The sequence below is a fragment of the Massilimicrobiota sp. mt181 genome (assembly GCF_055420065.1).
Map to the genome: position 1 here is coordinate 164,403 of NZ_JBVAYN010000004.1, position 24,974 is coordinate 189,376.

Consider the following 24,974-nt stretch of genomic DNA (forward strand, 5'->3'; position numbering starts at 1 on the left):
ATGAGAAATTAAAAAAAGGAGTAAAATGATATATACGGAGGTAGAGAAAAATGAGTTTTCCTAAAAATTTTTTATGGGGTGGAGCTGTAGCCGCCAATCAATGTGAAGGGGCCTGGTTAGAAGATGGCAAGGAACCTAATATTACAGATGTTATGGTAGGAATTGGATCAAAGGATCCAGGTTTAAAATGGAATTCACAGACACAAAAATATGAGATGTGTCTTGATCCTCAAAAAGTATATTTAAGTCATGAGGCGATTGATTTTTATCATCGTTATGAAGAAGATCTTAAGTTGATGGCTGGTATGGGATTTAATTGTTTTAGAACTTCCATTGCCTGGGGAAGAATTTTTCCCAATGGTGATGAAGAGGAACCTAATGAAAAAGGTCTGGCATTTTATGATCGTTTAATTGATAAGATGTTAGAATTACATATGGAACCAGTTATCACATTGAGTCATTATGAGACACCATTACACTTGTTGACAGAGTATGGTGGATGGAGTAATCATCGTTTGATTGATTTTTGGAAACGTTATGTGACAACAGTTTTTAATCGTTATAAAGGAAAGGTTAAATATTGGTTGACATTTAATGAAGTCAATAATATGATGCGTAATCCTTTAGTCGCTGGTGGGGTTTTGACATTAAATCCTGAAAATCCTGATGATCCAATTGGTTCAACAACCTTTGAAGATAAATGGCAGGCTTATTATCATCTTTGTGTAGCCAATGCATGGACTGTTAAACTTTGCCATGACATTGATCCAAATGCCAAAGTAGGTTGTATGTTAACATGTTCATCTGTCGCAACTTATCCTTATAATTGTGATCCAGATAATGTTTGGGGTGCATTGGATACAGTCAGAATGTCTAATTTCTATTTTGGTGATGCTTTCTGTTTTGGAGAAATTCCTGGCTATGTGAAACGTGTATGGAATGAACATCACTTCCAACCAGTTATGGATGAGCAGGAATTACAGTTAATGAAAGATTATACAGTAGAGTTTTTCTCATTTAGTTATTATCGTTCATCAACATATGAAAAAGAATACGCATTGGGTGGAGATACTGGAGGTATCTTAGGAAAAGAAAATCCTTATTTGGAAGGATGTTCCCCAAAACCTTGGTCTTGGCCTATTGATCCAAAAGGAATTCGTTATGTTTTAAATGTTTTATATGATCGTTACCATTTGCCATTATTTATTGTTGAAAATGGTATAGGATTAGATGAAAATCTTGATGAAAATGGACACATTCATGATGATTTTAGAATGAAGTATGTAGAAGATCATTTAAAATATGTTCATGAAGCAATTTTAGATGGTGTTGAAGTTATGGGATATTTATACTGGGGACCAATTGATGTTGTTTCAGCTGGAACTGGTGAAATGAAAAAACGTTATGGATTTGTCTATGTTGATCGTTTTAATGATGGGCATGGGACATTAGAGCGTCATATTAAAGATTCTTATTATCGTTATAAAGCTATCATTGAAAGTAATGGAGACATATTACTTGAAAATAAATAAACTAAAAAAGTTTTAGGTGTCACATCAGACAATATCCTAAAACTTTTTTACTCGAATAAAGTAAATCCAAGGTAATAAACAAGTTCATGAAACATTTTTGTATTAAAACCATAACAGATACAGTCATCCTGTGGACCATCCCAATCATTGTTGAGATAATCTAACAAAGGTTGAACTTCACTTGGCTCAATATCACAAGTGGCATAGAATTCACTATGATCTTTTAAACCGGCATATTCACGAGCCGGTGAAATAGAAAATTCTGGTTTGATTTGATACAGCAAATCTTTAATTGTTTTTTCATCTTGTTCATTTTCACTTGAAATAATGACATGAAGTCTTACAAACATAAACAATCCTCACTTTCTTTTCTATTGTAACATATTTTGATAAAAAAGAAGAGACTGAGATGAAAAAGATGATATTATGTCTGAGATGAAAAAGATGATATTATGATGAAAATAGTGTATAATAATTTCTCAAGAACTTTAAAGGAGAAGGAGGCTTTGAAATGAAAAAAATCGTTATTGGAATATTGGCACATGTTGATGCTGGAAAAACAACATTATCTGAAAGTATGCTTTATCTTTCTGGAGAAATTCGTCGATTAGGAAGAGTGGACCATCAAGATACCTTTTTAGATTATGATAAGCAGGAACGTCATCGTGGTATTACGATTTTTTCAAAACAGGCTCTTTTTCACTGGAAAAATACACAATTGACATTGATTGATACACCAGGTCATGCCGACTTCTCTGCCGAGATGGAACGTACACTTCGTATTTTGGATTATGCGATTATTGTTGTTAATGGGATGGATGGAGTTCAGTCCCATACTGAAACGATATGGCGTTTGTTGGAACATTATCATATTCCTACATTTGTTTTTATGAATAAGATGGATCAGACACATTATATCAAAGAAGATTTGCTTAAAGAATTGACACAAAAATGTCATGAATTTTGTTTGGATTTTACCATTCCAATGCCACAGCTCTATGAAAACCTAGCATTAGTTGATGATTTATGGCTTGATGAATATATGGAAAATCAAAGTATTTCTATAGAGCATATTCAAAAAGGTATTCTCCAAAGAAAAATCTTTCCTGTCTTTTTTGGCTCAGCTTTAAAAAATGATGGGGTGAGTACCTTTTTAGATATGTTGGATACATATGTGCAAGAACCTTCTTACCAGCAGGAGCTTGATGGTCTGGTTTATAAGGTCAATCATGATCAGCAGGGAAATCGATTGACATTTGTGAAACTGACGGGTGGAACATTGCATGTTAAAGATGTTTTGAAAGACGAAAAAGTTGATCAGATTCGTTTATATGATGGACAGAAATATACACTATTATCTCAAGCCAACGCAGGTGATGTCGTTGCATTAAAAGGATTAAAGAATTATTTGCCAGGTAGCACATTGAAAGATCAGAGTGTTTCTCAACCTATGATGACTCCTTATATGAATTATCGTGTTGTCTTGTCTCCTCATACAGATTGTCATCAGATGTTGAAAAATCTTCAGCTACTGGCACAGGAAGATCCTACTTTACATATCTCTTATGTGGCTAAAACACAAGATATATATGTTCAATTAATGGGAACGATTCAAATTGAGATTCTGCAAAATCTCATTCATGATAGATTCCATGAAGATGTGACATTTGATCATGGTGAAATACTTTATAAAGAAACGATTACAAAACCAGTTGAAGGTGTTGGACACTTTGAACCATTGCGCCATTATGCAGAAGTTCATGTCTTGTTAGAACCAATGCCTGCAGGAAGTGGGTTGGTTTTTGAAAGTCAGTGTTCTCATGATGAACTGGCTTTGCATTATCAGAATTTAATTATGACCCATTTTCAGGAAAAAGAACATTTAGGTGTTTTGACAGGATCACCGATTACAGATATGAAGATTATACTCCTGAGTGGAAAGGCTCATCAGAAACATACCGAAGGTGGAGATTTCCGTGAAGCGACTTATCGTGCCATTCGTCAGGGTCTTAAAAAAGGAGAATCACAGTTACTGGAACCTTATTATGACATTCATATTCAAATACCTGAAGAATTTTTAAGTCGTGTTTTATATGATTTAGAAAAAAGACATGCTCAGGTGAGTATAGAAAATCATTCTGCTCAAGTTGATATCTATGGCTCTGGACCAGCTGCCTGTTTGCAGGATTATCAGCAAAATATCATTTCTGCAACAAAAGGAAGAGGGCAGATGATTTGTACAATGAAAGGATATTATCCTTGTCATAATTCACAGGAAGTCATAGATCGTATTCGATATGATAGTGAAACTGATACTTTGAATCCGACAGGTTCTATTTTTTGCCGTCAGGGAGCAGGCTTTTATGTTCCATGGAATGAAGTAGAAAATTATATGCATATACCTTATCATTATCAGTCTTCATCTCAAAAACAAGCAGACTCTACTTTGCCGGTTTATGACAGTGAAGATGAAGAGTTGGATGCTATCTTTCAAAGAACATATGGCCCAGTCAAACGTCGTTTAGCGGATGATTATTATCGCAAAAATCAACAGTTTGAAGAGTCAATGAGTGTCACTGTCAAACCAGAATGTTTATTGGTGGATGGTTATAATGTGATTCATTCATGGTCAGAACTTAAAGATTTGGCGATGGTGAATTTAGGTGCAGCTCGTGATCGACTGATTGATATTTTAAGTAATTACCAGGGATATAAACAATGTTTGATGATTATTGTTTTTGATGCCTATAAAGTAAAACAAAATTTGGGTACACAAGAAAAACATCATAATGTCTATGTTGTTTATACCAAAGAAGCTCAAACAGCTGATATGTATATTGAAAGAGTAACTCACCAGCTGGCGAGTGATTATCGTGTGATTGTCGCAACTTCAGATGCTTTAGAACAGACGATTGTCATTGGTAGAGGAGCGAGACGTATGTCATCTCGTGAATTGGCTTTGGAAGTAGAAGCAGTGAGCACACATCATTTTGAAGAATTTCAAAGAAAGCAACCACAAAATCATGAGTTTTTACTAGATGATGTTAAAAAATATAAGTAATAAAAAAAGCAAGTGCTGATAAGCATTTGCTTTTAAAATAGAAATTGTAAAAGAATTCCTGTGATGCTGGCACTGATCAATAAGATACCAGCAATTCTGAAAATATCTTTTTTATTGTCATACATGCGTAATAAAACAAGTAATCCCAAACCTGCACTTGTCATCAGACCGGCAAATAATGCGCCAAAGCTGAGAACTTGATCAATATATAGCTGTGATAAGAGAACGCTTGCGGCACAGTTAGGAATGAAACCAGTGATAGCAGCAAGCACTGGCTGGAAAAGAGAACCATTAATAAGAATATAGCTTAATGTATCTTCACCAACTTCTTCAATAATCCATGTCAAGGCAAAATTGACTACAAAGACAAAGATGAAAATTTTGATAGTATGAATAAAAGCAAGATAGACTATACCATGACCATGTTCTTCTTCATCACAATGTTCGTGAATATCATGTAATAAATGATTGCTTTGAAGATGATGGGATTGAACCAAGGCATCTACAATATATCCGACCGCAATAGCCACAACAATTTTTAAAATAATAATAAGAGGAATAATCTGACTCTGTTCTGGTTGCGCTATTAAGATTGGAATGGCTTCATCGCTTGTTGCAATAAAGACGGATAATAAAGTTCCTAGACTTATACTTTGATTCAGATAAAGTCCACTGGCAATCACAGAAAAACCACATTGAGGAATAATACCTAAAAAGCTTCCAATGATAGGTCCTAATTTTTGTGCGTTTGTTAAAAATGTCTGAAATTTTTGTGTCCCTTTATGTTCAATATACTCCATTAATAAATAAGTGAGAAATAAAAATGGCAGCATAGGGATTAAATCTTGTAATGAGTGTTCTAAAATATGTAACATATACACCTCCGATAGTGATTAATCATATCACAACGATGAAAAAAATGCTAATGAAATGCTATAAAAATATTTGTTGGGCATATGAGTGGTCAAAGTATTTTATGGTATGGTAGAATGCCGACAAGGATGTGAGAAAATGAAGACAAATGAAAAAATCATAACGACTTTTTTACAAAAAATGGGAAATCAGGATTTACTTTCTGTTTTTGAAAGGATTCAACAAGATTTCTGCCAAAATAAAGATCATTTACAATCTCTTTATAACAAATGGCTTTCTTTTTATAAAGAGGGAATGAGTCACCAAGAGGCTTTTGAAATGTTGACGAAGGCGAGTGAAGAATTGATTAGTGTTGAAGAACCAGAGTGGGAAATGATTGCAGCACGATTTTTAGGATATGATATCATGTGTCAAGTGAAGCAACGTATGCAGCAGCTTCAATTGTCTACTTTTGTTGAGAAAGTACAATATTTTGTTCGTGAGGGATATTATGGTGCTTATCTTTTAGAACATTATTCTCCCCAGGAAATTGAAGAATTATCAGCATATTTGAAAGATGAACGCAATGATTTGTTTAATTATAGTGGTTTAGAACTTCTTTATAGACGTTATCTGATTCATGATTATGAACATCATGTCTTAGAAACACCACAGGAAATGTTCATGGGAATAGCTATGCATTTAGCGATGCAGGAAAAAGAGCGTGTGCATTGGGCTAAACAGTTTTACGATGTTTTCAGTACTTTAAAAGTGACCATGGCAACACCTACCATGTCTAATGCCAGAAAACCATTCCATCAGATGAGTTCTTGTTTTGTGGATGTAGTGGGAGATTCATTAGATAGCATTTATAAAAGTTTAGATAATTTCTCTCAGGTATCCAAACATGGTGGAGGAATGGGACTGTACTTTGGAAAAGTGCGCGCTAACGGGAGTTCGATTCGTGGCTATAAAGGTGCAGCTGGCGGTGTCATTCGTTGGCTGAAGCTGGTTAATGATACAGCCATTGCAGTTGATCAACTTGGTGTGCGACAGGGGGCAGCAGCTGTTTATTTGGATGTTTGGCATAAAGATTTGCCTGAATTTTTGCAGATTCGTACCAATAATGGAGATGATCGCATGAAAGCACATGATATCTTTCCTGGAGTCTGCTACCCAAATCTTTTCTGGGAACTTGCTAAAACGAATTTAGATGCTCCATGGTATATGATGTGTCCTCATGAAATTTATGAAATTAAGGGATATCATTTAGAGGATTATTTTGGTCAAGAGTGGGAACAACGTTATTATGATTGTGTTGCAGACGATCGTCTTTCTAAAAGAGTGATGACAGTTAAAGAAATTGTTCGTCTGATCATCAGATCTTTAGTAGAAACGGGAACACCATTTGCTTTTAATCGTGACCATGTCAATGAAATGAACCCTAATCATCACCAAGGAATGATTTATTGTAGTAATCTATGTAGTGAGATTGCACAGAATATGAGTGCTATGGAGATTTTAGATACTGAGACTGTTAATCTTCATGGGGAAACGATTGTCGTAGAAAAAACAAAGCCAGGAGATTTTGTTGTTTGTAATTTGGCTTCTTTAACTTTAGGGCGTTTAAATGTAGATGATGAGAAGGAACTCCAGCAAACAATTCATGTTGTGATGAGGGCGTTAGATAATGTCATTGATCTCAATTATTATCCAATTCCTTTTGCCCAAATCACGAATCAAAAATATCGTTCCGTTGGTTTAGGAACAAGTGGATATCATCATTTGTTATGTCAAAAAGGCATTCCATTTGAAAGTGATGAACATTTAAAATTCATGGATCAGTTATATGAGAAAATCAACTACTATGCTTTAGAAGCCTCTTGTCTATTGGCGAAAGAAAAGGGTCACTATGCTTATTTTCAGGGAAGTGATTATGAAACAGGTGCTTATTTTCAAAAAAGAAATTATCACTCTCCAAAATGGCAACAGCTTCAAGAGATGATTCATCACTATGGCTTACGAAATGGTTATTTAATGGCTATTGCACCAACATCTTCAACATCTATTATTGCAGGAACAACAGCTGCTGTTGATCCTATTATGAAAAAGTTTTTTATTGAAGAAAAAAAGGGAAGTCTGATGCGTCGTGTGGCCCCAGATTTGAGTCCCAAAACATTTTGGCTTTATAAAAATGCACATTATATCGATCAAAATTGGATTATCAAAGCTGCTGGAATACGTCAACGTCATATTGATCAGTCACAATCAGTGAATATTTATATTACACAGGAATTTACCTTCAGAAAGCTTTTGAATTTGTATATTCTGGCTTATGAATTAGGTGTGAAAACATTGTATTATGTCAGGAGTCAATCTTTAGAAGTTGAAGAATGTGAATCTTGTAGTGCATAAAGGAGGACATATGGAATTAAAGACAAAGGCATTATTTAATGCACAAGGAGATACTGATGTTAGAAAACGTCGTATGATCAATGGAAATACAACGAATTTGAATGATTTTAATCATATGAAATATCAATGGGTTCATGACTGGTATCGTCAAGCTATGAATAATTTCTGGATTCCTGAAGAAATCAATTTGGCACAAGATATTAAGGATTATCGCCTATTAAAGGATGCAGAAAGACAGGCATATGATAAGATTCTCTCATTTTTAGTTTTTTTAGATTCACTGCAGACAGCCAATTTACCCCATATTGGTGAATATATTACAGCTAATGAAATCAATCTCTGCTTAACTATTCAGGCATTTCAGGAAGCCGTTCATTCACAAAGCTATAGTTATATGCTAGATACTATCTGTTCTCCAGCTAAGCGTGATGAAATTTTATATCAGTGGAAATATGATGAACATTTATTAAAGCGCAATCAATTTATTGGAGAACAGTATAATGCTTTTTTAGAGCATCGTGATTCTTTTCATTTGATGAAGACCATTATGGCTAACTATATATTGGAAGGTATTTATTTTTATAGTGGTTTTATGTTTTTCTATAATTTAGGAAGAATGGGAAAGATGCCGGGTTCAGCCCAGGAGATTCGTTATATTAATCGTGATGAAAATACACATTTATGGTTATTTAGAAATATGATATTAGAACTTCAAAAAGAAGAACCAGAACTGTTTACTCAAGAAAATATTGAAGTCTATCGCGAAATGATGCGACGTGGTGTTCAAGAAGAGATAGCTTGGGCTGAATACGTTCTAGGTAATCGTATTGAAGGATTGACAATAGATATGGTCAGTGACTATATTCATTATTTGGGTAACTTAAGAGCAACATCATTAGGATTTAAGCCACTTTTTGAAGGATATGAAGATGAACCGGAATCGATGCATTGGGTCTCTTTATATAGTCAGGCCAATCAGATCAAAACAGATTTTTTTGAAGCTAAGTCAACAGCATATGCTAAATCAGGGGCTATTGAAGATGATTTATAAAACTATTATTGAGCAGTACCTTTTTTGATTTTTCTGGCTTCAAGCCATAACATATGAAGAACCTCTAACAACATATTACGTGTTTTGGTGTCTAATAAAGTTAATTCTTTAATGGCATTAATAATATGTTTATAAGAAATATGTGATAAATCAGAAAAAGTATAGATGGATAATTTATCAAAAAGATCAAACATTGCCTTTACAAATTGATGTTTTTCTTCATAGTTTAATTTCTCTAAAAAAAGAATAACTTTTACAGCAAACTCTACACTTTCATATGATAATTCATCTTTTTCAAAATGATTAGCATTGACATGCCATGAAAAGGCATTGTGTTGCATCATTCCTATCTCCTGACTTTTCACCACAGTATAATCTTCTTCATGACCTAAGACAATACCAAAAAAGGAATAATGAGGAATGTAGCTATGAATACGAGGTAACATTTTTTGATAATTGCTTGAATGAATGATTTCGTCCTGAAAACCTGGACCATCAAAATTGTCAATCTGGATAATTCTTTGTTGAACGTCTTTTTGACAAAAACATCCTGCATACATAGCAAGATTGCCTCCTTTAGAATGACCAACAAGCCATAAAGGACGATTTTTTTGGTATTGAAAATGTTTTTGAAAACGACGCCATAAGGATGCATCTAAAAATGGATTGTTTAAATCTTCCCATAAGGTTGTATGAATAGTTGTACTGGCTATATTTTCTAGAAAATGGACAGATGATTCTTGCGCTGGAACAACTTTTTCACATAACATTAAAAAATCTTCATGCCATCCAATTAAGGAATCATCCGTGCCACGATAAGAAATGACAATACGACCATCTTCTAATAGAAGTGCTAAAGCAGAAAACTGTTTGATAAATTCCTTATTGATATCATTAACGTAGGCGATAATTTGAATATTTTGATAACGTGGTGATTTTGCTATTTCTTCAAATAAAGCATGACTTGGAACCATAATCGTTTGCAGTTGTTTTTCAGAAAGATTGGCATTTCTTTGTTGATATTTTTGATAAGCCTCCTTTAAAGTGATAGGTTCATCAATGATTTCATCAAAATAGACATAGGCCAGTTCACTAAATATGAGTGCATCAATTTCATTATAAGGAAATTGTTTAGCCAAAAGGTCACCACGTAATTGAACATAATGATGGATTGTATTGTAAGTCATCAAATCGCCTCCTTATTTCTTATATTGGGACACATTTTACATGATTTTTCTTAAAAATGCAAATCATGACTTGATATTTGATTGCTAAAATTGTCGAAATATGATAACCTAACAAAAAAGGATGTGTCACGATATGAAAAAATTAGACAATAAATATATACGACGTATTGTTTATAGTATCCAATTTCTAATGTCGATTGTTATTTTGTCAACAATGTATTTTATTAGTTTTGTTCCGATGAAATATATAATAATCACTGCTGTTATTTTGGTTGCCTTAATGATTGGTGAATATTTCTTGATTTTTTATAAAAAGAAAGGAAGTAAGCGTTCTTTATTGACGCAGTTATTGAGCCTTTTATTAAGCTCGGTTATGGCAGTCGGCTCTTTTTATATTTATAGAACCGGTCAGGTTGTTGATTTATTAGCGGATGAAACATTTCAGACAAGAGCGGTTTCTGTTATTGTATTGAAGGATTCTGAAATTAGAAATGAACATCAATTACCTCAACATCTGGTTTCACATGTTTCTTATGTTGATGAGGAAACAATGGATTATACTGTTTCGCAGATAGAAAAAGAAGTGGGCAAGATTTCTTTAGAGGATTCTTCAGATTTCCATAATCTTGTAGAGAAGCTTTATAATGAAGATGTGGATGCCATTATTTTAGATGAAGCATTTAGAAGTCTTGTTGAACAGGAAGAAGAGAATTTTAGTGACGATACCCGTGTCATTTTTCAGGTGAAACAAAATGAAGATGCTGTCAATGCTAAAAGTGTGGATGTGACTGAAAAACCATTTTTGGTTTATATTAGTGGAAATGATGAATATGGAGATTTAACGACGATTTCTCGTAGTGACGTGAATATGCTGGTGTGTGTCAATCCTACCACAAAACAGATATTGTTGATCAGTATTCCACGTGATACTTATTATCCACTGCATCGCAATGGTGAATATGATAAATTTACGCATACAGGAATGTATGGTTTACAGGAAAGCATTGATACATTATCGGATATGGTTGATCAGGATATCAATTATTATGTCCGTATGAATTTTACGTCTTTTATTGATATTGTTGATGCTTTAGGAGGAATTACTGTTTATTCACCAGTATCCTTTACAACAAAGATTGGAAATTATCAGATTCAAGAAGGAAACAATCAGTTGAATGCACAGCAGGCATTAGCTTTTGTGCGTGAAAGAAAATCCTTTATTGATGGAGATTTTGCAAGAGGAAGAAATCAGCAGAGAATGATTTCTGCCATTGTGAAAAAAGTTTGTTCACCAGCCATTTTAACTTCTTTTTCGCAGGTGCTGGATACAGTCAGTCAAAGTATTGAAACGAATATGACCAGTGAAGAAATGAATGCCTTGGTTCAAATGCAATTATCTGATATGCCTCAGTGGGATATTCAATCATATCAGATTATTGGTGACAGTGCTTCTATGCCTTGCTATTCTGTTGGTATGAACGCTTCTGTGGTCATTCCATATGAATTGTCTATTCAGCAGGCTTGTGATTATATTGATCAGATGATGAATAATGAAAAGATTTCTACCGAAACGGGAGATTTAGAACAATAAAGAAAGGATAGTTATGAAAGATACCATTTTAATATATCATCTAGCAGATGATATCAGAGCTAAAATTGAAGATATTGCGAAAGATTTAGATATTGTGATAAGAGAAATTCCAGATGATCAGATTCATCAAAAGATGGGGTATCTGCTCCAACTTGAAGGATATGATGCACAGGAGAAAAATCTGTTGTTGGCACCAATGGAACAGACATTTGTTTTCTTTGCATTAAATCATGATGAACAGCTGGATATGCTATTACAGCTTTTTAGAATGAAAGGAATCCCTCATATTCCTTATAAAGCTATTCTCACAAAATACAATGCTGATTATACATTTGTACAGCTTTATCAAAGTGTCGCTAATGAATATCAGCAGTTTATGAATATGAAAGACTGAAACTAAGGCGTTGAAATGTTTCAGTCTTTTCTTTATAAAAAATCCTAAGCATGCGCATGCTTAGGATCACAAGTCAGATTCATTTTTAATTGTCTTAATGTTGCTGTATCTTTATTGCTGAGAATAACAGTTGAATGAATTTCGCTATCTTTTAATAATGGTAGAGCTTCAAGGCATTTTTTAGCATTTTGATCTTGCGATGAAGCAATTGTTAAGGTTAAAAGAACTTCGTCGATATCTAATAATGGTGTTTTCATATTTAAATAATCATTTTTTAAAGATAGAATCGCATGAAGCATAGTCGGTGAAATTAATTCGATATCCTGTTCAATGCCTGCTAAATATTTTAAAGCATTAAGCATTGCGGCACTTGAGGCACGCAATAATGATGATGTTTTTCCACTGATTAACTTGCCATCATTTAATTCGATAGCACATACAGGTCCTTGACGTGTTTGTGCAATGTCTCTTGCAACAATAGCACATTTACGATTTTTGGCATCTACACCAGCCTGTGATAATAACATTTGCATTTTTTCAAGTGACTGATCATTGATTTTGCCCATGAGATAGTCAACCTGTGCATGGTAGTAGCGACGCACAATTTCACGACAGCTGGCATCTTTTGCGGCCTCATTATCTATTATGGCATATCCCGCCATATTGACACCCATCTCTGTAGGTGAAGCATAAGGAGATTCCCCAAAGATTTTTTCAAACATTGTATTCAATACTGGGAAAATTTCAATATCACGATTATAGTTGACTGTTGTTTCACTATATTTTTCAAGATGGAATGGGTCAATCATATTGACATCATTTAAATCAATTGTTGCAGCTTCATAGGCTAAGTTAACAGGATGCTTTAATGGTAAATTCCAGATTGGGAATGTCTCAAATTTAGCGTATCCAGCACGAATGCCATGTTTATGTTCATGATAAAGCTGTGAAAGACATGTTGCCATTTTTCCAGAACCAGGTCCTGGGGCTGTCACAACGACTAATGGTTTTGTTGTCATAATGTAGTCGTTTTTACCAAAGCCATCTTCAGAAATAATATGATCAACATTATGTGGATAACCCTCAATAGGATATTGCATAAAGACCTGAATGCCACGTTTTTCTAATTTTGTTTTAAAAGTATCGGCTGAATTTTGATGCTGGTATTGTGTAATTGTGACACTACCGACATATAAACCAACACGCGTATATTCATCAATAAGTCTAATGACTTCATCATCATAAGTAATACCTAAATCTCTTCTCATCTTGTGTCTTTCTAAATCTTTGGCGCATACAGCAATAATCACTTCCACCTTATCTTTAAGTGTCAGTAACATTTTTAATTTACTATCTGGTTCAAATCCTGGTAATACTCTTGAAGCATGAGTATCATCGAAAAGTTTACCACCAAATTCCAAGTACAACTTATTGTCAAACTGGTCAATTCTTTCTTGTATATGCTTAGATTGTAGTTCAACATATAATTCATTACTAAATGCTTTCTTCATTTCTCTCACTCCTAGTCAACATTATATAGAAAATGAAGTGAAGTTAAAGAAAATAATAAAAAAATATTATGTCGATAAACATTGATAATTATGAATGAAGATGACATTTTTTGATAGGTTGTTATTGAAGAAAAAATATGATATATTGTAAAAAGATAAAAAGAGGTAAAGGAGTCTTATTATGTTTAATATGGTCTTTTTGAGAATTGTTTTGAATTTTTTATTGGCATTTGTCTTGGTTTTGGCAGTGATGCCAAAAGCTATTCAGTATTTAAAGAAATTAAAGTTTGGTCAGGTAGAAAGAGAAGAAGGTTTACAATCACATAAAGCCAAAGGTGGAACACCAACTATGGGTGGTATTGTTTTTATTTTAGGTGCTGTTTTGATTGTTTATATTCTTAATTTTTCTTCATTAAATAATCCTTATATTCATTTATTGACATTTGCTTTTGTTGGATTTGGATTGGTTGGATTTATTGATGATTATTTGATTGTTGTAAGAAAAACAAATGAAGGTTTAAAGCCTTTATATAAATATGCTTTACAGTCAGTGGTTGCTATAGCTTTTTACTTTTTAGCAAGATATTTTATTCCAGGTTTTGATACAGCTATTTCTATTCCATTATTACATATTGAAGTTGATATTGGATGGTTTTATCCAATTCTTGTTTATTTCATGTTTACAGCTGGCAGCAATGCTGTGAATTTGACAGACGGTCTTGATGGATTAGCAACAGGACTTTCTATGATTGCAATTTCTGTTTTTGTTATTTTTGCTATTATGAATAAGGATTATGAAATTGCTATTTATGCGATGGCTGTTATTGGGGCTTTATTAGGATTTATGTTTTTCAATTATCACCCTGCACGTATTTTTATGGGAGATACAGGCTCACTTGCCTTAGGTGGCCTTCTTGCAGCATTAGCAGTTTTAACACGTCAGGAATTATTATTGATTCTGATTGGTGGAGTATTCCTGGTAGAAACATTATCTGTTATTATTCAGGTTGTTTCATTTAAAACAAGAGGAAAAAGAGTATTTAAAATGGCACCTATTCATCATCATTTTGAAATGTTGGGATGGAGTGAGCAGCAGGTTGTCATCTCATTTTGGTTTTTAGGATTTATTTGCGGAATCGTTGGTATTGTATTAGGGGTTATGTAATATGTTAAAAGGAAAAAAAGTTTTAGTTTTAGGTCTAGCAAAAAGTGGAAAAGCTGCTGTAGAACTTTTGTCAGCACTACATGCAACCATTACAGTGAATGAATTTGCGAGACAGGAAAAAATAGACTGTTATGATGAATATGTCAGTCGTGGTATTGAGATGATTACAGGTGGTCATCCTCAGGAATTATTTGAAAGAGATTTTGATTTTGTTGTGAAAAATCCTGGTATTAATTATCATAAACCTTTTGTTTTAAGGTTAAAAGAAAGAGGTATTCCTGTTTATACAGAAATTGAATTGGCTTATCAGGTTGCCAAAATGCAAAATTATATTGCTGTTACAGGGACAAATGGAAAAACAACAACAGTCACTTTGATTGATAATATCTTAAGACAGGCACAACATCAGGTTTGTCTAGCAGGAAATGTGGGAACACCTTATTCTTCTTTGGTATTGAAAAATGATTTGCTTCATCAGGATCATTATGATGTTGTTTTAGAAATGTCTAATTTTCAATTGTTAGATATTGATCAATTCCATCCTCATATTTCTACGATTATTAATTTGACTCCAGATCATCTGGATTACATGGATTCATTAGATGAATACTATGCATCTAAGACACGTATTTATATGAATCAAAATCAAGATGATTATTTCGTTGAAAATTTAGATGATGAGGTATTGCAGGAATATTTGAAAAAATATCCTGTTCATGCCCAAAGAATAACTTTTTCATTGGAAAAAGAAGCTGACTGTATGATTAAAGATCAGGCTATATATTATCAGGGACAAAAAGTCATAGAGCTTCAGGAAATCAAAATTGTTGGCAAACATAATGTTCAAAACATGATGATTGCTATTGTGGCTTGTGCACTGAGTGGTGTGTGTCTTCAAGTGATTCATGATGCTTTGGCAGCTTTTCAGGGAGTTGAGCATCGTATTGAATTTGTTAGAGAATATCAAGGTGTTCGCTATTATAATGATTCTAAAGCGACGAATACAGATGCTGCTATCATAGCACTAAAGGCCTTTGAACAACCTGTTATTTTATTAATGGGTGGACATGAAAAAGGCTTGGATTTAACAGAGATGGCTTCCTATCATTCACATATTTCAACATTGATTTGTTTTGGTGAAGCAAGAGAGCGTTTTGCCAAAGACATGCATTGTCCATCAACGATTGTGGTTCCACATATGAAAGATGCTATTTTAAAAGCAAAAGACATTGCTCAAAAAGGAGATGTTGTTTTGTTATCCCCATCAACAAGTTCTTATGATGAATTTAGTGGTTATGAGGAACGTGGACGTGTCTTTAAGCAGATTGTCAACGCATTTGAATAAGTGAAAGAGAAATGAATCTATCTTGACTATTGATAAAAAAGTAATAGAATATTTATGCTTGCTCGGAGGGTGAGCTATTCATAAGAAATGGTGAGCTGGATAAGGCTACAGATTGAGATATCTGTTCTTGTCCAGCTTTTTTATTTGTTGAGGGAGGAAGAAAAAAATGGATTTTTTAAATGGAAGAATAAGGCCGATATTTTTTAAGTATCTTGCAGCGGCATTTGGGAGTGCCTTAATAACATCAATTTATTCTATTGTTGATATGGCTATGGTTGGTCAGTATCAGGGACCAGATGGAACAGCTGCATTAGCTGTTGTGGCACCAATATGGAATATTGTCTATAGTTTAGGATTATTGATGGGTATTGGTGGTTCTGTTATCTTTAGTACTTTGAAAGGACAAGAGGGTCGTAAGGATCAGGAAGCTCATGAAATTTTTACAACATCAGTTATTGGAGCGATTGTTCTGGCTTTGTTAGCGTGGTTTGTAGTTGTTGTTTTTGATGAACAATTATTAATGCTTTTTGGAGCTGAAGAAAAATTGTTGCCTTTAGGATTAAGTTATCTTCAGCCTATCCAATATGTCGTTCCGTTCTTTTTATTGAATCAGATGTTATCTGCTTATTTGCGAAATGATAATGATCCGACTCTTGCTACAATTGGTGTGCTGGCAGGTGGAATTTTTAATATCTTTGGAGATTATTTTTTTGTCTTTGTGATGGATATGGGTGTTTATGGAGCAGGTTTAGCAACTGCTATGGGAGCTGTTATATCTTTTGTGATATTAATGCTTCATTTTGTGAAAAAGACAAATACTTTAAAACTGAAAAAGCCTACCCATTTTGTAGAAAAGATAACGAAGATATCTATTACTGGATTCTCTACATTTTTTTATTGATGTTGCTATGGGAATTTTGACAATTTTGTTTAACCGACAGATTATGAAATATCTCGGAACCAATGCTTTGTCTGTATATGGAATTATTGTGAATATTTCAACCTTTGTACAATGTTGTGCATATAGTGTTGGACAGGCATCACAGCCGATCATTTCTGTCAATTATGGAGCCAATCAACCTCGTCGTATTCAGGAGATTTTAAAATATGCTTTAATCAGTGTGGCATTTTTTAGTCTTGTATGGACTGGTTTATCCCTGTTTACACCAATGACATTTGTTCGTATTTTTATGGCACCTACACCAGAAATCACTGCTATTGCTCCACAAATTATCAGCTGTTATGGTTTGTCATTCTTACTGTTACCATTTAATATATTTTCAACATATTATTTCCAAGCTTTGTTACAACCTAAAATTTCTTTTATTGTTTCCATTTCAAGAGTGTTGATTCTCAGTGGCCTATTGATATTCCTGTTACCACTTATATCTCCGAATTTCTTATGGCTTGCTATGCCATTAACAGAAGTTTTTGTAGCTGTTTATGCTGGATTCAATATGAAGACATATACGCAAGAGTTGTATAGTCATTGATAAAAAAGGAACTTCTATGTGTTTTGAGAAGATATTTGAATATATCTTCTTTTTTTTCGTTTTCGTCATATATTAAAAATAATGGGGGTGTCACTATGAAAACGAAAAAAATTGTTTGCCTGACGTTGATCATTGTGATATTTGGTCTAATAAGTGTTTATAGTTCTTCACATATCTGGGCACTCTATAAATATGACGATTCTCTCTATTATATCAAACGTCAGACTCTTTTTGCGTGTTTGGGAATATTGGCTATGTTTGTGACATCACGTATTGATTATCATCTCTATAAAAAATATTATAAATTGATTCTCGTGATTTGTTTCCTTTTGCTTATTCTCGTGTTGATTCCTGGATTAGGTGTGGTGAGAGGTGGAAGTCGTAGCTGGTTTCATTTTGGTGTCTTTGCCTTGCAGCCTAGTGAATTATTTAAAATTGGTATCATTATTTATACTGCTGTCTATATTGAAAAGCATTATTATCAGATGAAGAAATTAAAATACAGTTTTCCTGTTTTGGGAATTATGGGACTAGGTTTTCTATTAATTATGCTGCAACCCGATTTTGGCAGTGGTGTAGTCATGGCATGTAGTATCATTGTCATGATTATTGTTTCTCCTTTTCCTTTTATTTATTTTGTGGGCTTAGGTATTATAGGAATTTTTGGCATTGTTATTATGATTTTATCTGCACCATATCGTATGGAACGTATTTTGTCTTTTTTAAATCCGTTTCAAGATCCCTTAGGAAGTGGATTTCAGGCTATTCAGGCTTTGTATGCGATTGGACCGGGAGGCTTATTAGGGGTTGGTTTTGATCAAAGTATTCAAAAACATTTTTATTTACCGGAACCTCAAACAGATTTTATTTTTGCGATTGTGGCAGAAGAATTTGGCTTTATTGGCGGAGTTTTGTTAATCCTCTTATATGTCACTCTCTTTAAAACTGTTTTAAAAGTCAGTCAGAATGCTCCTGATTTATTTGGAGGTTTTTTAATGGTTGGTATTATTTCTATGATTGGAATTCAAACGCTGATTAATTTAGGTGTTGTTGTAGGGTTGTTTCCAGTCACAGGCGTGACATTGCCATTAATGTCTTATGGAGGAACAAGTTTAACCATTACATTAATGAGTATAGGAATTTTAATTAATATTTCGAAATCTTGTCGTGATGTGCTATAATGTGGATTAGGAGTTGGTGAGAGATGAAAATAATTGTGAGTGCTGGGGGGACAGGAGGACATTTGTACCCTGCTTTAGCCCTTGTTGAATATATCAAAACACAAGATGAGAATGCAGAATTTTTATTTGTGGGAACAACAGATCGCTTAGAATCTCAAGTTGTTCCGCAATTAGGTTATGACTATCATGGATTGGATGTTAAGGGTTTTGTTGGCAATCCTTTACAGAAAATAAAGAATGTCTTCATTTTTTTGAAGTCATTAAAGAAATCTAAACAGATTTTAAAAGAATTTCAGCCTGATATAGTTATTGGTTTTGGAGGCTATCCAAGTGCTTCGATAGTGATGGCGGCATCAAGTTTAAAAATACCGACAATGATCCATGAACAAAATTCAATCATTGGTTTAACAAATAAAGTTTTGATAAAAAGAGTGAATAAGATTGTATGTTGTTATCAAAAAGCGTATAATGATTTTCCAAGTAATAAAACTGTTTTATTAGGAAATCCACGTGCAAGTGTCGTATCACATCAGGAATTAAAAGATATTCATGACATTTATGGAATTCCTGCTTCAAGAAAGACAGTTGTTATTGTGATGGGAAGTTTAGGTTCTTCTTCAGTAAATCGTGTTATGAAGGAAGCTTTGCGTCAGATGCAATATGATGATTATGATGTCATTTATGTCACTGGAAAGAAATATTATGATGAAATGAAAAAAGACTTGAGAGATTTGAATCCATCTATTCATTTGGTGAATTATGTAGATGATATGCCAAGTTTGATTTCAAGTTGTGATGTTATTGTGTCTCGTGCTGGTGCTACAACTTTAGCGGAAATTACGGCTTTAGGTGCTGCTTCTGTATTGATTCCAAGTCCTTATGTTGTAGCGAATCATCAAGAATACAATGCTCAGGAACTGGTGAATGCGCAGGCTGCACGCATGATTTTGGAAAAGGACTTAACAGCAGAAAAATTTGTATTAGAAATAAGAAGTTTATTGAAAAATCAGGAATTATTAAGTTCGTTAAAAGCTCATGCATGTCAACTAGGAAAACCACATGCTTGTGAAGATATATATCAGGAAATTTTAAAAACGTTAGAAAGGAAATAAGCATGGATTTTGAAAATATATTTTATGATTTGGTTGAATTAGATTTAGGTGAAATTATTGAAAATGAACCTTTATATAAACATACAACTTTCAAAGTTGGGGGACCTGCCAGACTTTTTGTGCATATTCAAGATGTTGAAGCATTAAAAAGAGGAATGCAATATTGTCAAAAGCATCAGATTAAGCATATGGTTATTGGTAGAGGCTCTGATCTTTTGTTCTCTGACAAAGAATATGAAGGTGTTATTTTTTCTTTGAAAAATTTAAATAAAGTTCATTTTAATGGTGTAGAAATTAAGGCTCAAGCCGGTGTTAGTATGATTTATTTGGCGTATGAATCAGCAAAAGTTGGACTATCTGGTTTTGAATTTATGGGTGGAATCCCTGGGACAATTGGGGGAGGCGTTTATATGAATGCCGGGGCCTATAAATATTGTATCAGTGATGTTTTGACATCAGCTTTGATTTTGAATGAAGAAGGTCAATTGATTGTTTTAAATCGTGATGAAATGCAATTTGGATATCGTCAGTCCATTCTTCAAAAACACAAAGAATGGATTCTCATTGAAGCCACATTTACAATGACTTCTCGTGATCCTCAGGATATTATGCATGTCCTTGATAAGCGTAAGGAAAAACGTATGTCTACACAGCCATGGAATTTTGCAAGTGCTGGAAGTATCTTTAGAAATCCCGAAGAGAAGCCAGCGTGGAAATATATTGATGAATGTGGTTTGAGAGGCTATGAAATAGGTGGCGCTCAGGTTTCTCCAAAGCATTCTAATTTTATTGTTAATAATGGTTATGCCAGTGCAAAAGATATATTGGATTTAATTTTACTGGTAGAGAAAAGTGTTTTTAATCGTTTTGGCATAGAACTAGAAAAAGAGGTTATTCTGGTTAATTGGGAGTAGGTGATTTTCATGCATCAGAAGCAATATTATTATAATGAACATGATGAAAATCAGGTTGAGAAATTAAGGAAAGATAAAAGAAAGCGAAAATTAAAGAGAAAAATCAAAATATTATTGGTATTGTTGATTTTTGTGATGATCGGCGCATATTTTGTGAGCGATGTTTCGCGTGTTCGTCAAATAGTGGTAACTGGACAACAGGAACTTTCCCAGGAAGATATTTTAAGTGGAATTTCTGTCCATAAAGGAGACGTGACTTTATTGGTCAATACGAGTCAAGTTGAAAAAGAAGTTGGAGCTATGGCTTTTGTAAAAAAAGTAAAGGTCACGAAATCGTTAGTTGGTACGGTGCGTATTGAAATTGAAGAAGCACAAAAAGTTGCTTATAGTGTGATTGATCAAAAAACATATGTGATTGATGAATTAGGAAATGTCAGTGAGACTGATGATAAAGATTTGATTGCTTCTTTACAATCAACACCACAAATTACAAAGTTTACGGATTTAGATTTATTGAAACAATTTGCGAAGGAATATGTGAATATTCCTGAGATTGTCAAGAGTCAGACAAGTGATATTATTTATGATCCTAAAAAAGCCGATGAAACACGTTTGAAATTTATTATGGATGACGGAAAAATTCTTTATCTTCGTATTGAAGATATGGTTAATCAGTTGAATATATATAATTATGAAGCGAATAAAGAAGTCTATAAGAATAAATGTATTTTTAGTTTTGAGGGTAATAATGTCTATATGAAAGACTGTGAATAATGCATCGATTTGGTGCATTATTTTTTTGATTTTCGTCTTTCTTTTTCGTTATTTATATGTTTTCTTATGGAAAAAATTATGTTACAATAATAAAGAAGTATTTTTTGAAGGAGAATCATATATGAAGAATATCTATGCAGTGTTAGATATAGGAAGTGCAACGGTAAAATTACTTGTTGGTGAAGTTGTCAGTGCAAATATTAATATTTTATTTGCTAAGAAAATAACAAGTCATGGAATTCGTAAAGGACAGATTGAGAATATGCCTGCTGTGGTGAGTGAAGTCAAACAATTGATTGATGAAGCTTCAGAAACATTAGGGGCAACAATTACAAAAGTTGCTTTATGCATACCGTCTTTTCATGCGCATATATATCAAAGCGATGGAATTACAAAAGTCAATTCTCCTTTGGATCAGATTACAAGTGAAGACATTGTTCGTGCTTTAAAGCTTTCAAAACGTTTTGAATTAAAGGAAGATGAAGAAATTATTTCTGTAATTCCGGCAATGTTTTACCTTGATACGAAATCGATGAAGGATATTCCGATTGGTGAAAAATCAGCATCATTAAAAGTAGAATCTTTAGTGATTACATCGAAAAAGAAATTACTTTATGGATATATTAATGCTGTTGAAAAAGCAGGTGTAGAAGTTTTGGATATTACAATTAATGCTTATGCCTGTGCCAAAGAAGCATTCGATGCTGTTTATCTTCAGGAGGGGGCTATTTTAATTGATATTGGATATCGTTCTTCAACAATTGCTTTTTTTGAGGATGGTTATTTAAAGTACATAGCTCAGGCCCATGTTGGAGGTTATGATTTAACTCGCAAAATAGCTGCATCATGGCAGATACCAATGGATAAGGCGGAATTATATAAAGTGAAATATGGAACATGTGATCTTCATATTGGAGATGAAGATGTTATACATACAACAAGTCAAAATGATGTGGAAAAACATTATACACAAAGAGACTTGGCACAAGTTTTAGTTGAAGGTGTTAAGGAAATTATGGAAGTCATTAAAACAAAGATTGATGTGATTAATGACGGAAGAAGCTATGAAACAGTGATTGTTGGTGGAGGTGGAGAACTACCTGCTATCGACGATATAGCGACACAGGTTTTAAATAGTGCAGTCAGGACATATCGCCCTGATACAATTGGTGCTAGAGATATGTCTTTTGTTTCTTGTCTTGGTATGATGTATTATCTCAATGATCGTTTAAAGATTTTTGGTCAAATGGATCCGTCACTTGTTTTGCCCGATATTTCTAATACAATGAGTATCAGATTTAAAGGATTGACAAAAACCAAAACGACTTATGGTATAGATACGAAGAAAAAAGGTAAATTGACAAAAGTGATTGAAAATTTATTTAGTGAAGAAGATTAATATAAAAGTGAGGATAGAGAAATATGGATGGGAATTTAGATTTTGTTCAAGTTGCAAAGATTAAAGTTATTGGTGTTGGTGGCGGTGGTTGTAATGCTGTTGCCAGAATGGCCAAAGATGGTGTAAAAGGTGTTGACTTTTATGTTGCCAATACAGATGCACAAATCTTAAAGGGAATTGATATTGAAAATAAAATTGTTTTAGGTAAAGAATTGACACATGGTTTAGGAGCTGGTGGGAATCCTGAAGTTGGACGTAAAGCTGCTTTAGAAACTGAAGATGAAATTAAAGCAGCTTTATCAGGAGCAAATATGGTCTTTATTGCTGCCGGAATGGGTGGTGGTACTGGAACAGGTGCTGCCCCAGTTGTCGCAAAGATATCTCGTGAACTAGGTGCTTTAACAGTTGGTGTTGTCACTTCTCCATTTACTTTTGAAGGACCTAAAGTTTTAAGACAGGCTAAGAGTGGGTTGGCTGAATTAAGAGAAAATGTAGATTCAATTATTGTTGTTTCTAATGATAGATTGCTTGAAGCTATTGGCCGTAAGCCAATGGGAGAAGCTTTTAGAGAAGCTGATAATGTTTTAAGACAAGGTGTTCAAACAATTACAGACTTGATTGCTATTCCAGCATTTATTAATCTTGATTTTGCAGATGTTTCATCAGTTATGAAAGATAGAGGTTCAGCATTGATTGGAATTGGTATGAGTGATGGAGAAAATAAAGCTGAAGAAGCTGCAATGCGTGCTATTTCTTCACCTTTATTAGATGTTTCTATTGCTGGTGCAAAAGATGCCATTGTCAATGTGACAGGTGGAACAAATATTACTTTGTATGATGCCAATACAGCTTTAGCAACAATTCGAGAAGCAGTTGGAAATGATGTGAATACTGTTTTAGGTGTGGCTATTAATGACCAGTTGGATGACCAGGTTATTGTTACTGTTATTGCAACTGGATTTGAAGATGAAGAAGAACCTGCACCTGCAAAGCAGACATCTTCTTTTGAGTCTGTTGTCAAACCATCAATGTATGAAGATGATGATGACGATGATGTACCAGCATTTTTAAGAAATAGAAAATTATAAGCTAACTTTTGTTAGCTTTTCTTTATATGGAGGTTTGTAATGAAAAAAATTGGATTTATAGGATTAGGTAATATGGCTGGGTCTATTGCTCGTGGGATTATAGATTCTGGTTTTTTGTCAGCTAAAGAGATGATAGCGTATGATATTAATGATTTGGTACTGCAAAAAATGCAGGACACAAATATGGAATTTGCAAAGGGAATAGAAGAAATTATTGAAAAGAGTGAATTTGTTTTTATTGGTGTGAAACCACAAGTTGTGGAAGAAGTGTTACGACCATATGTTGAGATGTTGAAAGGAAAAGCAGTTATTTCAATTGTATTAGGTTATGATTTTGATAAATATCAATCATTATTGGACTCTTCTACACGTCATATATTTGTTATGCCTAATACGCCTGTGCGTGTATTAAAAGGAATGTCGTTAATTGAGGAACGTCATTCGTTGACAGAAGATGAGTTTGTATTTGTTAAACAATTATTTGAGTCTATTGGAAATATTGAAGTTGTGCCTAGTCATCTTATGGCAACAGCTGGAACATTAAGTGGTTGTGGACCGGCTTTTGTATATATGATGATAGAAGGCTTGGCAGATGGGGCTGTCAAAGAAGGTGTTCCTAGAGATATGGCGTATAAATTGGCATCGCAGACATTGCTGGGAAGTGCAGCTATGCAATTACAGACAAAACAACATCCTGGCGTTTTAAAAGATCAAGTCTGTTCACCAGGAGGTTCAACAATTTGTGGGGTTGAAGCATTGGAAGAAGGAAAACTTCGTGCAACTTTAATGTCAGCTATATCCGCTGCTGTTCATTATCAATCAAAAAAATAGGATAGAAATATCGAAATAGTCGATATTTCTATTTTTTTTGTAAAAAAATGGAAAGAAAAAACAGCGATGAAAAAGGCA

21 protein-coding genes are annotated in these 24,974 nt (G+C 33.8%); 17 read left to right on the forward strand and 4 right to left on the reverse strand.

Translation table 11 applies throughout. The annotated features are described in order from the left end of the window. Positions 1-50 precede the first annotated feature (50 nt). Positions 51-1,532, forward strand: a complete 1,482-nt coding sequence (locus ACZYT4_RS04175) for a glycoside hydrolase family 1 protein (RefSeq protein WP_463782669.1) — start codon at positions 51-53, stop codon at positions 1,530-1,532. A gap of 47 nt (positions 1,533-1,579) precedes the next feature. Here ACZYT4_RS04175 and ACZYT4_RS04180 read toward each other — a convergent pair whose 3' ends face one another. Further along, positions 1,580-1,882, reverse strand: coding sequence for a hypothetical protein (locus tag ACZYT4_RS04180; protein ID WP_463782671.1), 303 nt, complete (start codon positions 1,880-1,882; stop codon positions 1,580-1,582). 161 nt (positions 1,883-2,043) lie between these two features. Here ACZYT4_RS04180 and ACZYT4_RS04185 point away from each other — a divergent pair, with 161 nt between their 5' ends. Further along, positions 2,044-4,593 (forward strand): NYN domain-containing protein, encoded by a 2,550-nt coding sequence (locus ACZYT4_RS04185; protein ID WP_463782673.1) that lies wholly within the window; start codon positions 2,044-2,046, stop codon positions 4,591-4,593. Positions 4,594-4,625: 32 nt separating this feature from the next. On the opposite strand, the gene ACZYT4_RS04190 is transcribed toward ACZYT4_RS04185, so the two are convergent. After that, positions 4,626-5,468 carry a putative manganese transporter gene (locus ACZYT4_RS04190; RefSeq protein ID WP_463782675.1) on the reverse strand — a complete coding sequence of 281 codons (843 nt, stop codon included), beginning with the start codon at positions 5,466-5,468 and terminating at the stop codon, positions 4,626-4,628. A gap of 136 nt (positions 5,469-5,604) precedes the next feature. Here ACZYT4_RS04190 and ACZYT4_RS04195 point away from each other — a divergent pair, with 136 nt between their 5' ends. Further along, entirely contained in the window at positions 5,605-7,860 is a 2,256-nt protein-coding gene (locus ACZYT4_RS04195; RefSeq protein ID WP_463782676.1) for a ribonucleoside-diphosphate reductase subunit alpha, read from the forward strand. A 10-nt stretch (positions 7,861-7,870) separates the two neighbouring features. Beyond that, positions 7,871-8,911 carry a ribonucleotide-diphosphate reductase subunit beta gene (locus tag ACZYT4_RS04200; RefSeq protein ID WP_463782678.1) on the forward strand — a complete coding sequence of 347 codons (1,041 nt, stop codon included), beginning with the start codon at positions 7,871-7,873 and terminating at the stop codon, positions 8,909-8,911. A 5-nt stretch (positions 8,912-8,916) separates the two neighbouring features. On the opposite strand, the gene ACZYT4_RS04205 is transcribed toward ACZYT4_RS04200, so the two are convergent. Beyond that, positions 8,917-10,098, reverse strand: coding sequence for an Mbeg1-like protein (locus tag ACZYT4_RS04205; RefSeq protein WP_463782681.1), 1,182 nt, complete (start codon positions 10,096-10,098; stop codon positions 8,917-8,919). Positions 10,099-10,231: 133 nt separating this feature from the next. Here ACZYT4_RS04205 and ACZYT4_RS04210 point away from each other — a divergent pair, with 133 nt between their 5' ends. After that, positions 10,232-11,689, forward strand: coding sequence for an LCP family protein (locus ACZYT4_RS04210; RefSeq protein ID WP_463782683.1), 1,458 nt, complete (start codon positions 10,232-10,234; stop codon positions 11,687-11,689). A gap of 13 nt (positions 11,690-11,702) precedes the next feature. Next, entirely contained in the window at positions 11,703-12,083 is a 381-nt protein-coding gene (locus tag ACZYT4_RS04215) for a DUF3783 domain-containing protein (protein ID WP_463782686.1), read from the forward strand. A gap of 44 nt (positions 12,084-12,127) precedes the next feature. Here the strand turns inward: ACZYT4_RS04215 and ACZYT4_RS04220 are convergent, their stop codons facing one another. Further along, positions 12,128-13,594 carry a DUF1846 domain-containing protein gene (locus ACZYT4_RS04220; RefSeq protein ID WP_463782687.1) on the reverse strand — a complete coding sequence of 489 codons (1,467 nt, stop codon included), beginning with the start codon at positions 13,592-13,594 and terminating at the stop codon, positions 12,128-12,130. 181 nt (positions 13,595-13,775) lie between these two features. On the opposite strand from ACZYT4_RS04220, the gene mraY reads away from it, so the two are divergent. From mraY to proC, 11 genes are all read left to right on the forward strand, one after another. Next, positions 13,776-14,759 carry a phospho-N-acetylmuramoyl-pentapeptide-transferase gene (gene mraY, locus ACZYT4_RS04225; protein ID WP_463782693.1) on the forward strand — a complete coding sequence of 328 codons (984 nt, stop codon included), beginning with the start codon at positions 13,776-13,778 and terminating at the stop codon, positions 14,757-14,759. A 1-nt stretch (position 14,760) separates the two neighbouring features. Continuing rightward, a complete protein-coding gene (gene murD, locus ACZYT4_RS04230; protein ID WP_463782695.1) occupies positions 14,761-16,104 on the forward strand; it encodes a UDP-N-acetylmuramoyl-L-alanine--D-glutamate ligase in 1,344 nt (447 codons plus the stop codon). A 166-nt stretch (positions 16,105-16,270) separates the two neighbouring features. Beyond that, on the forward strand, positions 16,271-17,005 hold the full coding sequence (locus ACZYT4_RS04235) for an MATE family efflux transporter (RefSeq protein ID WP_463782697.1): 735 nt from the start codon (positions 16,271-16,273) through the stop codon (positions 17,003-17,005). 7 nt (positions 17,006-17,012) lie between these two features. Continuing rightward, positions 17,013-17,597, forward strand: coding sequence for an MATE family efflux transporter (locus ACZYT4_RS04240; RefSeq protein ID WP_463782700.1), 585 nt, complete (start codon positions 17,013-17,015; stop codon positions 17,595-17,597). A 95-nt stretch (positions 17,598-17,692) separates the two neighbouring features. Beyond that, complete coding sequence (gene ftsW / locus ACZYT4_RS04245) at positions 17,693-18,778, forward strand: putative lipid II flippase FtsW (protein ID WP_463782702.1); 1,086 nt, start codon at positions 17,693-17,695, stop codon at positions 18,776-18,778. Positions 18,779-18,801: 23 nt separating this feature from the next. Beyond that, positions 18,802-19,890, forward strand: a complete 1,089-nt coding sequence (gene murG / locus ACZYT4_RS04250) for an undecaprenyldiphospho-muramoylpentapeptide beta-N-acetylglucosaminyltransferase (RefSeq protein ID WP_463782704.1) — start codon at positions 18,802-18,804, stop codon at positions 19,888-19,890. 2 nt (positions 19,891-19,892) lie between these two features. Next, entirely contained in the window at positions 19,893-20,804 is a 912-nt protein-coding gene (gene murB, locus ACZYT4_RS04255) for a UDP-N-acetylmuramate dehydrogenase (protein WP_463782706.1), read from the forward strand. Between the two features lie 9 nt (positions 20,805-20,813). Then, entirely contained in the window at positions 20,814-21,578 is a 765-nt protein-coding gene (locus ACZYT4_RS04260; RefSeq protein WP_463782708.1) for a cell division protein FtsQ/DivIB, read from the forward strand. 121 nt (positions 21,579-21,699) lie between these two features. After that, positions 21,700-22,977 carry a cell division protein FtsA gene (ftsA, locus tag ACZYT4_RS04265; RefSeq protein ID WP_463782711.1) on the forward strand — a complete coding sequence of 426 codons (1,278 nt, stop codon included), beginning with the start codon at positions 21,700-21,702 and terminating at the stop codon, positions 22,975-22,977. Between the two features lie 23 nt (positions 22,978-23,000). After that, a complete protein-coding gene (ftsZ, locus tag ACZYT4_RS04270) occupies positions 23,001-24,065 on the forward strand; it encodes a cell division protein FtsZ (protein WP_463782712.1) in 1,065 nt (354 codons plus the stop codon). Between the two features lie 39 nt (positions 24,066-24,104). Next, positions 24,105-24,896, forward strand: coding sequence for a pyrroline-5-carboxylate reductase (gene proC / locus ACZYT4_RS04275; protein WP_463782714.1), 792 nt, complete (start codon positions 24,105-24,107; stop codon positions 24,894-24,896). Positions 24,897-24,974 lie beyond the last annotated feature (78 nt).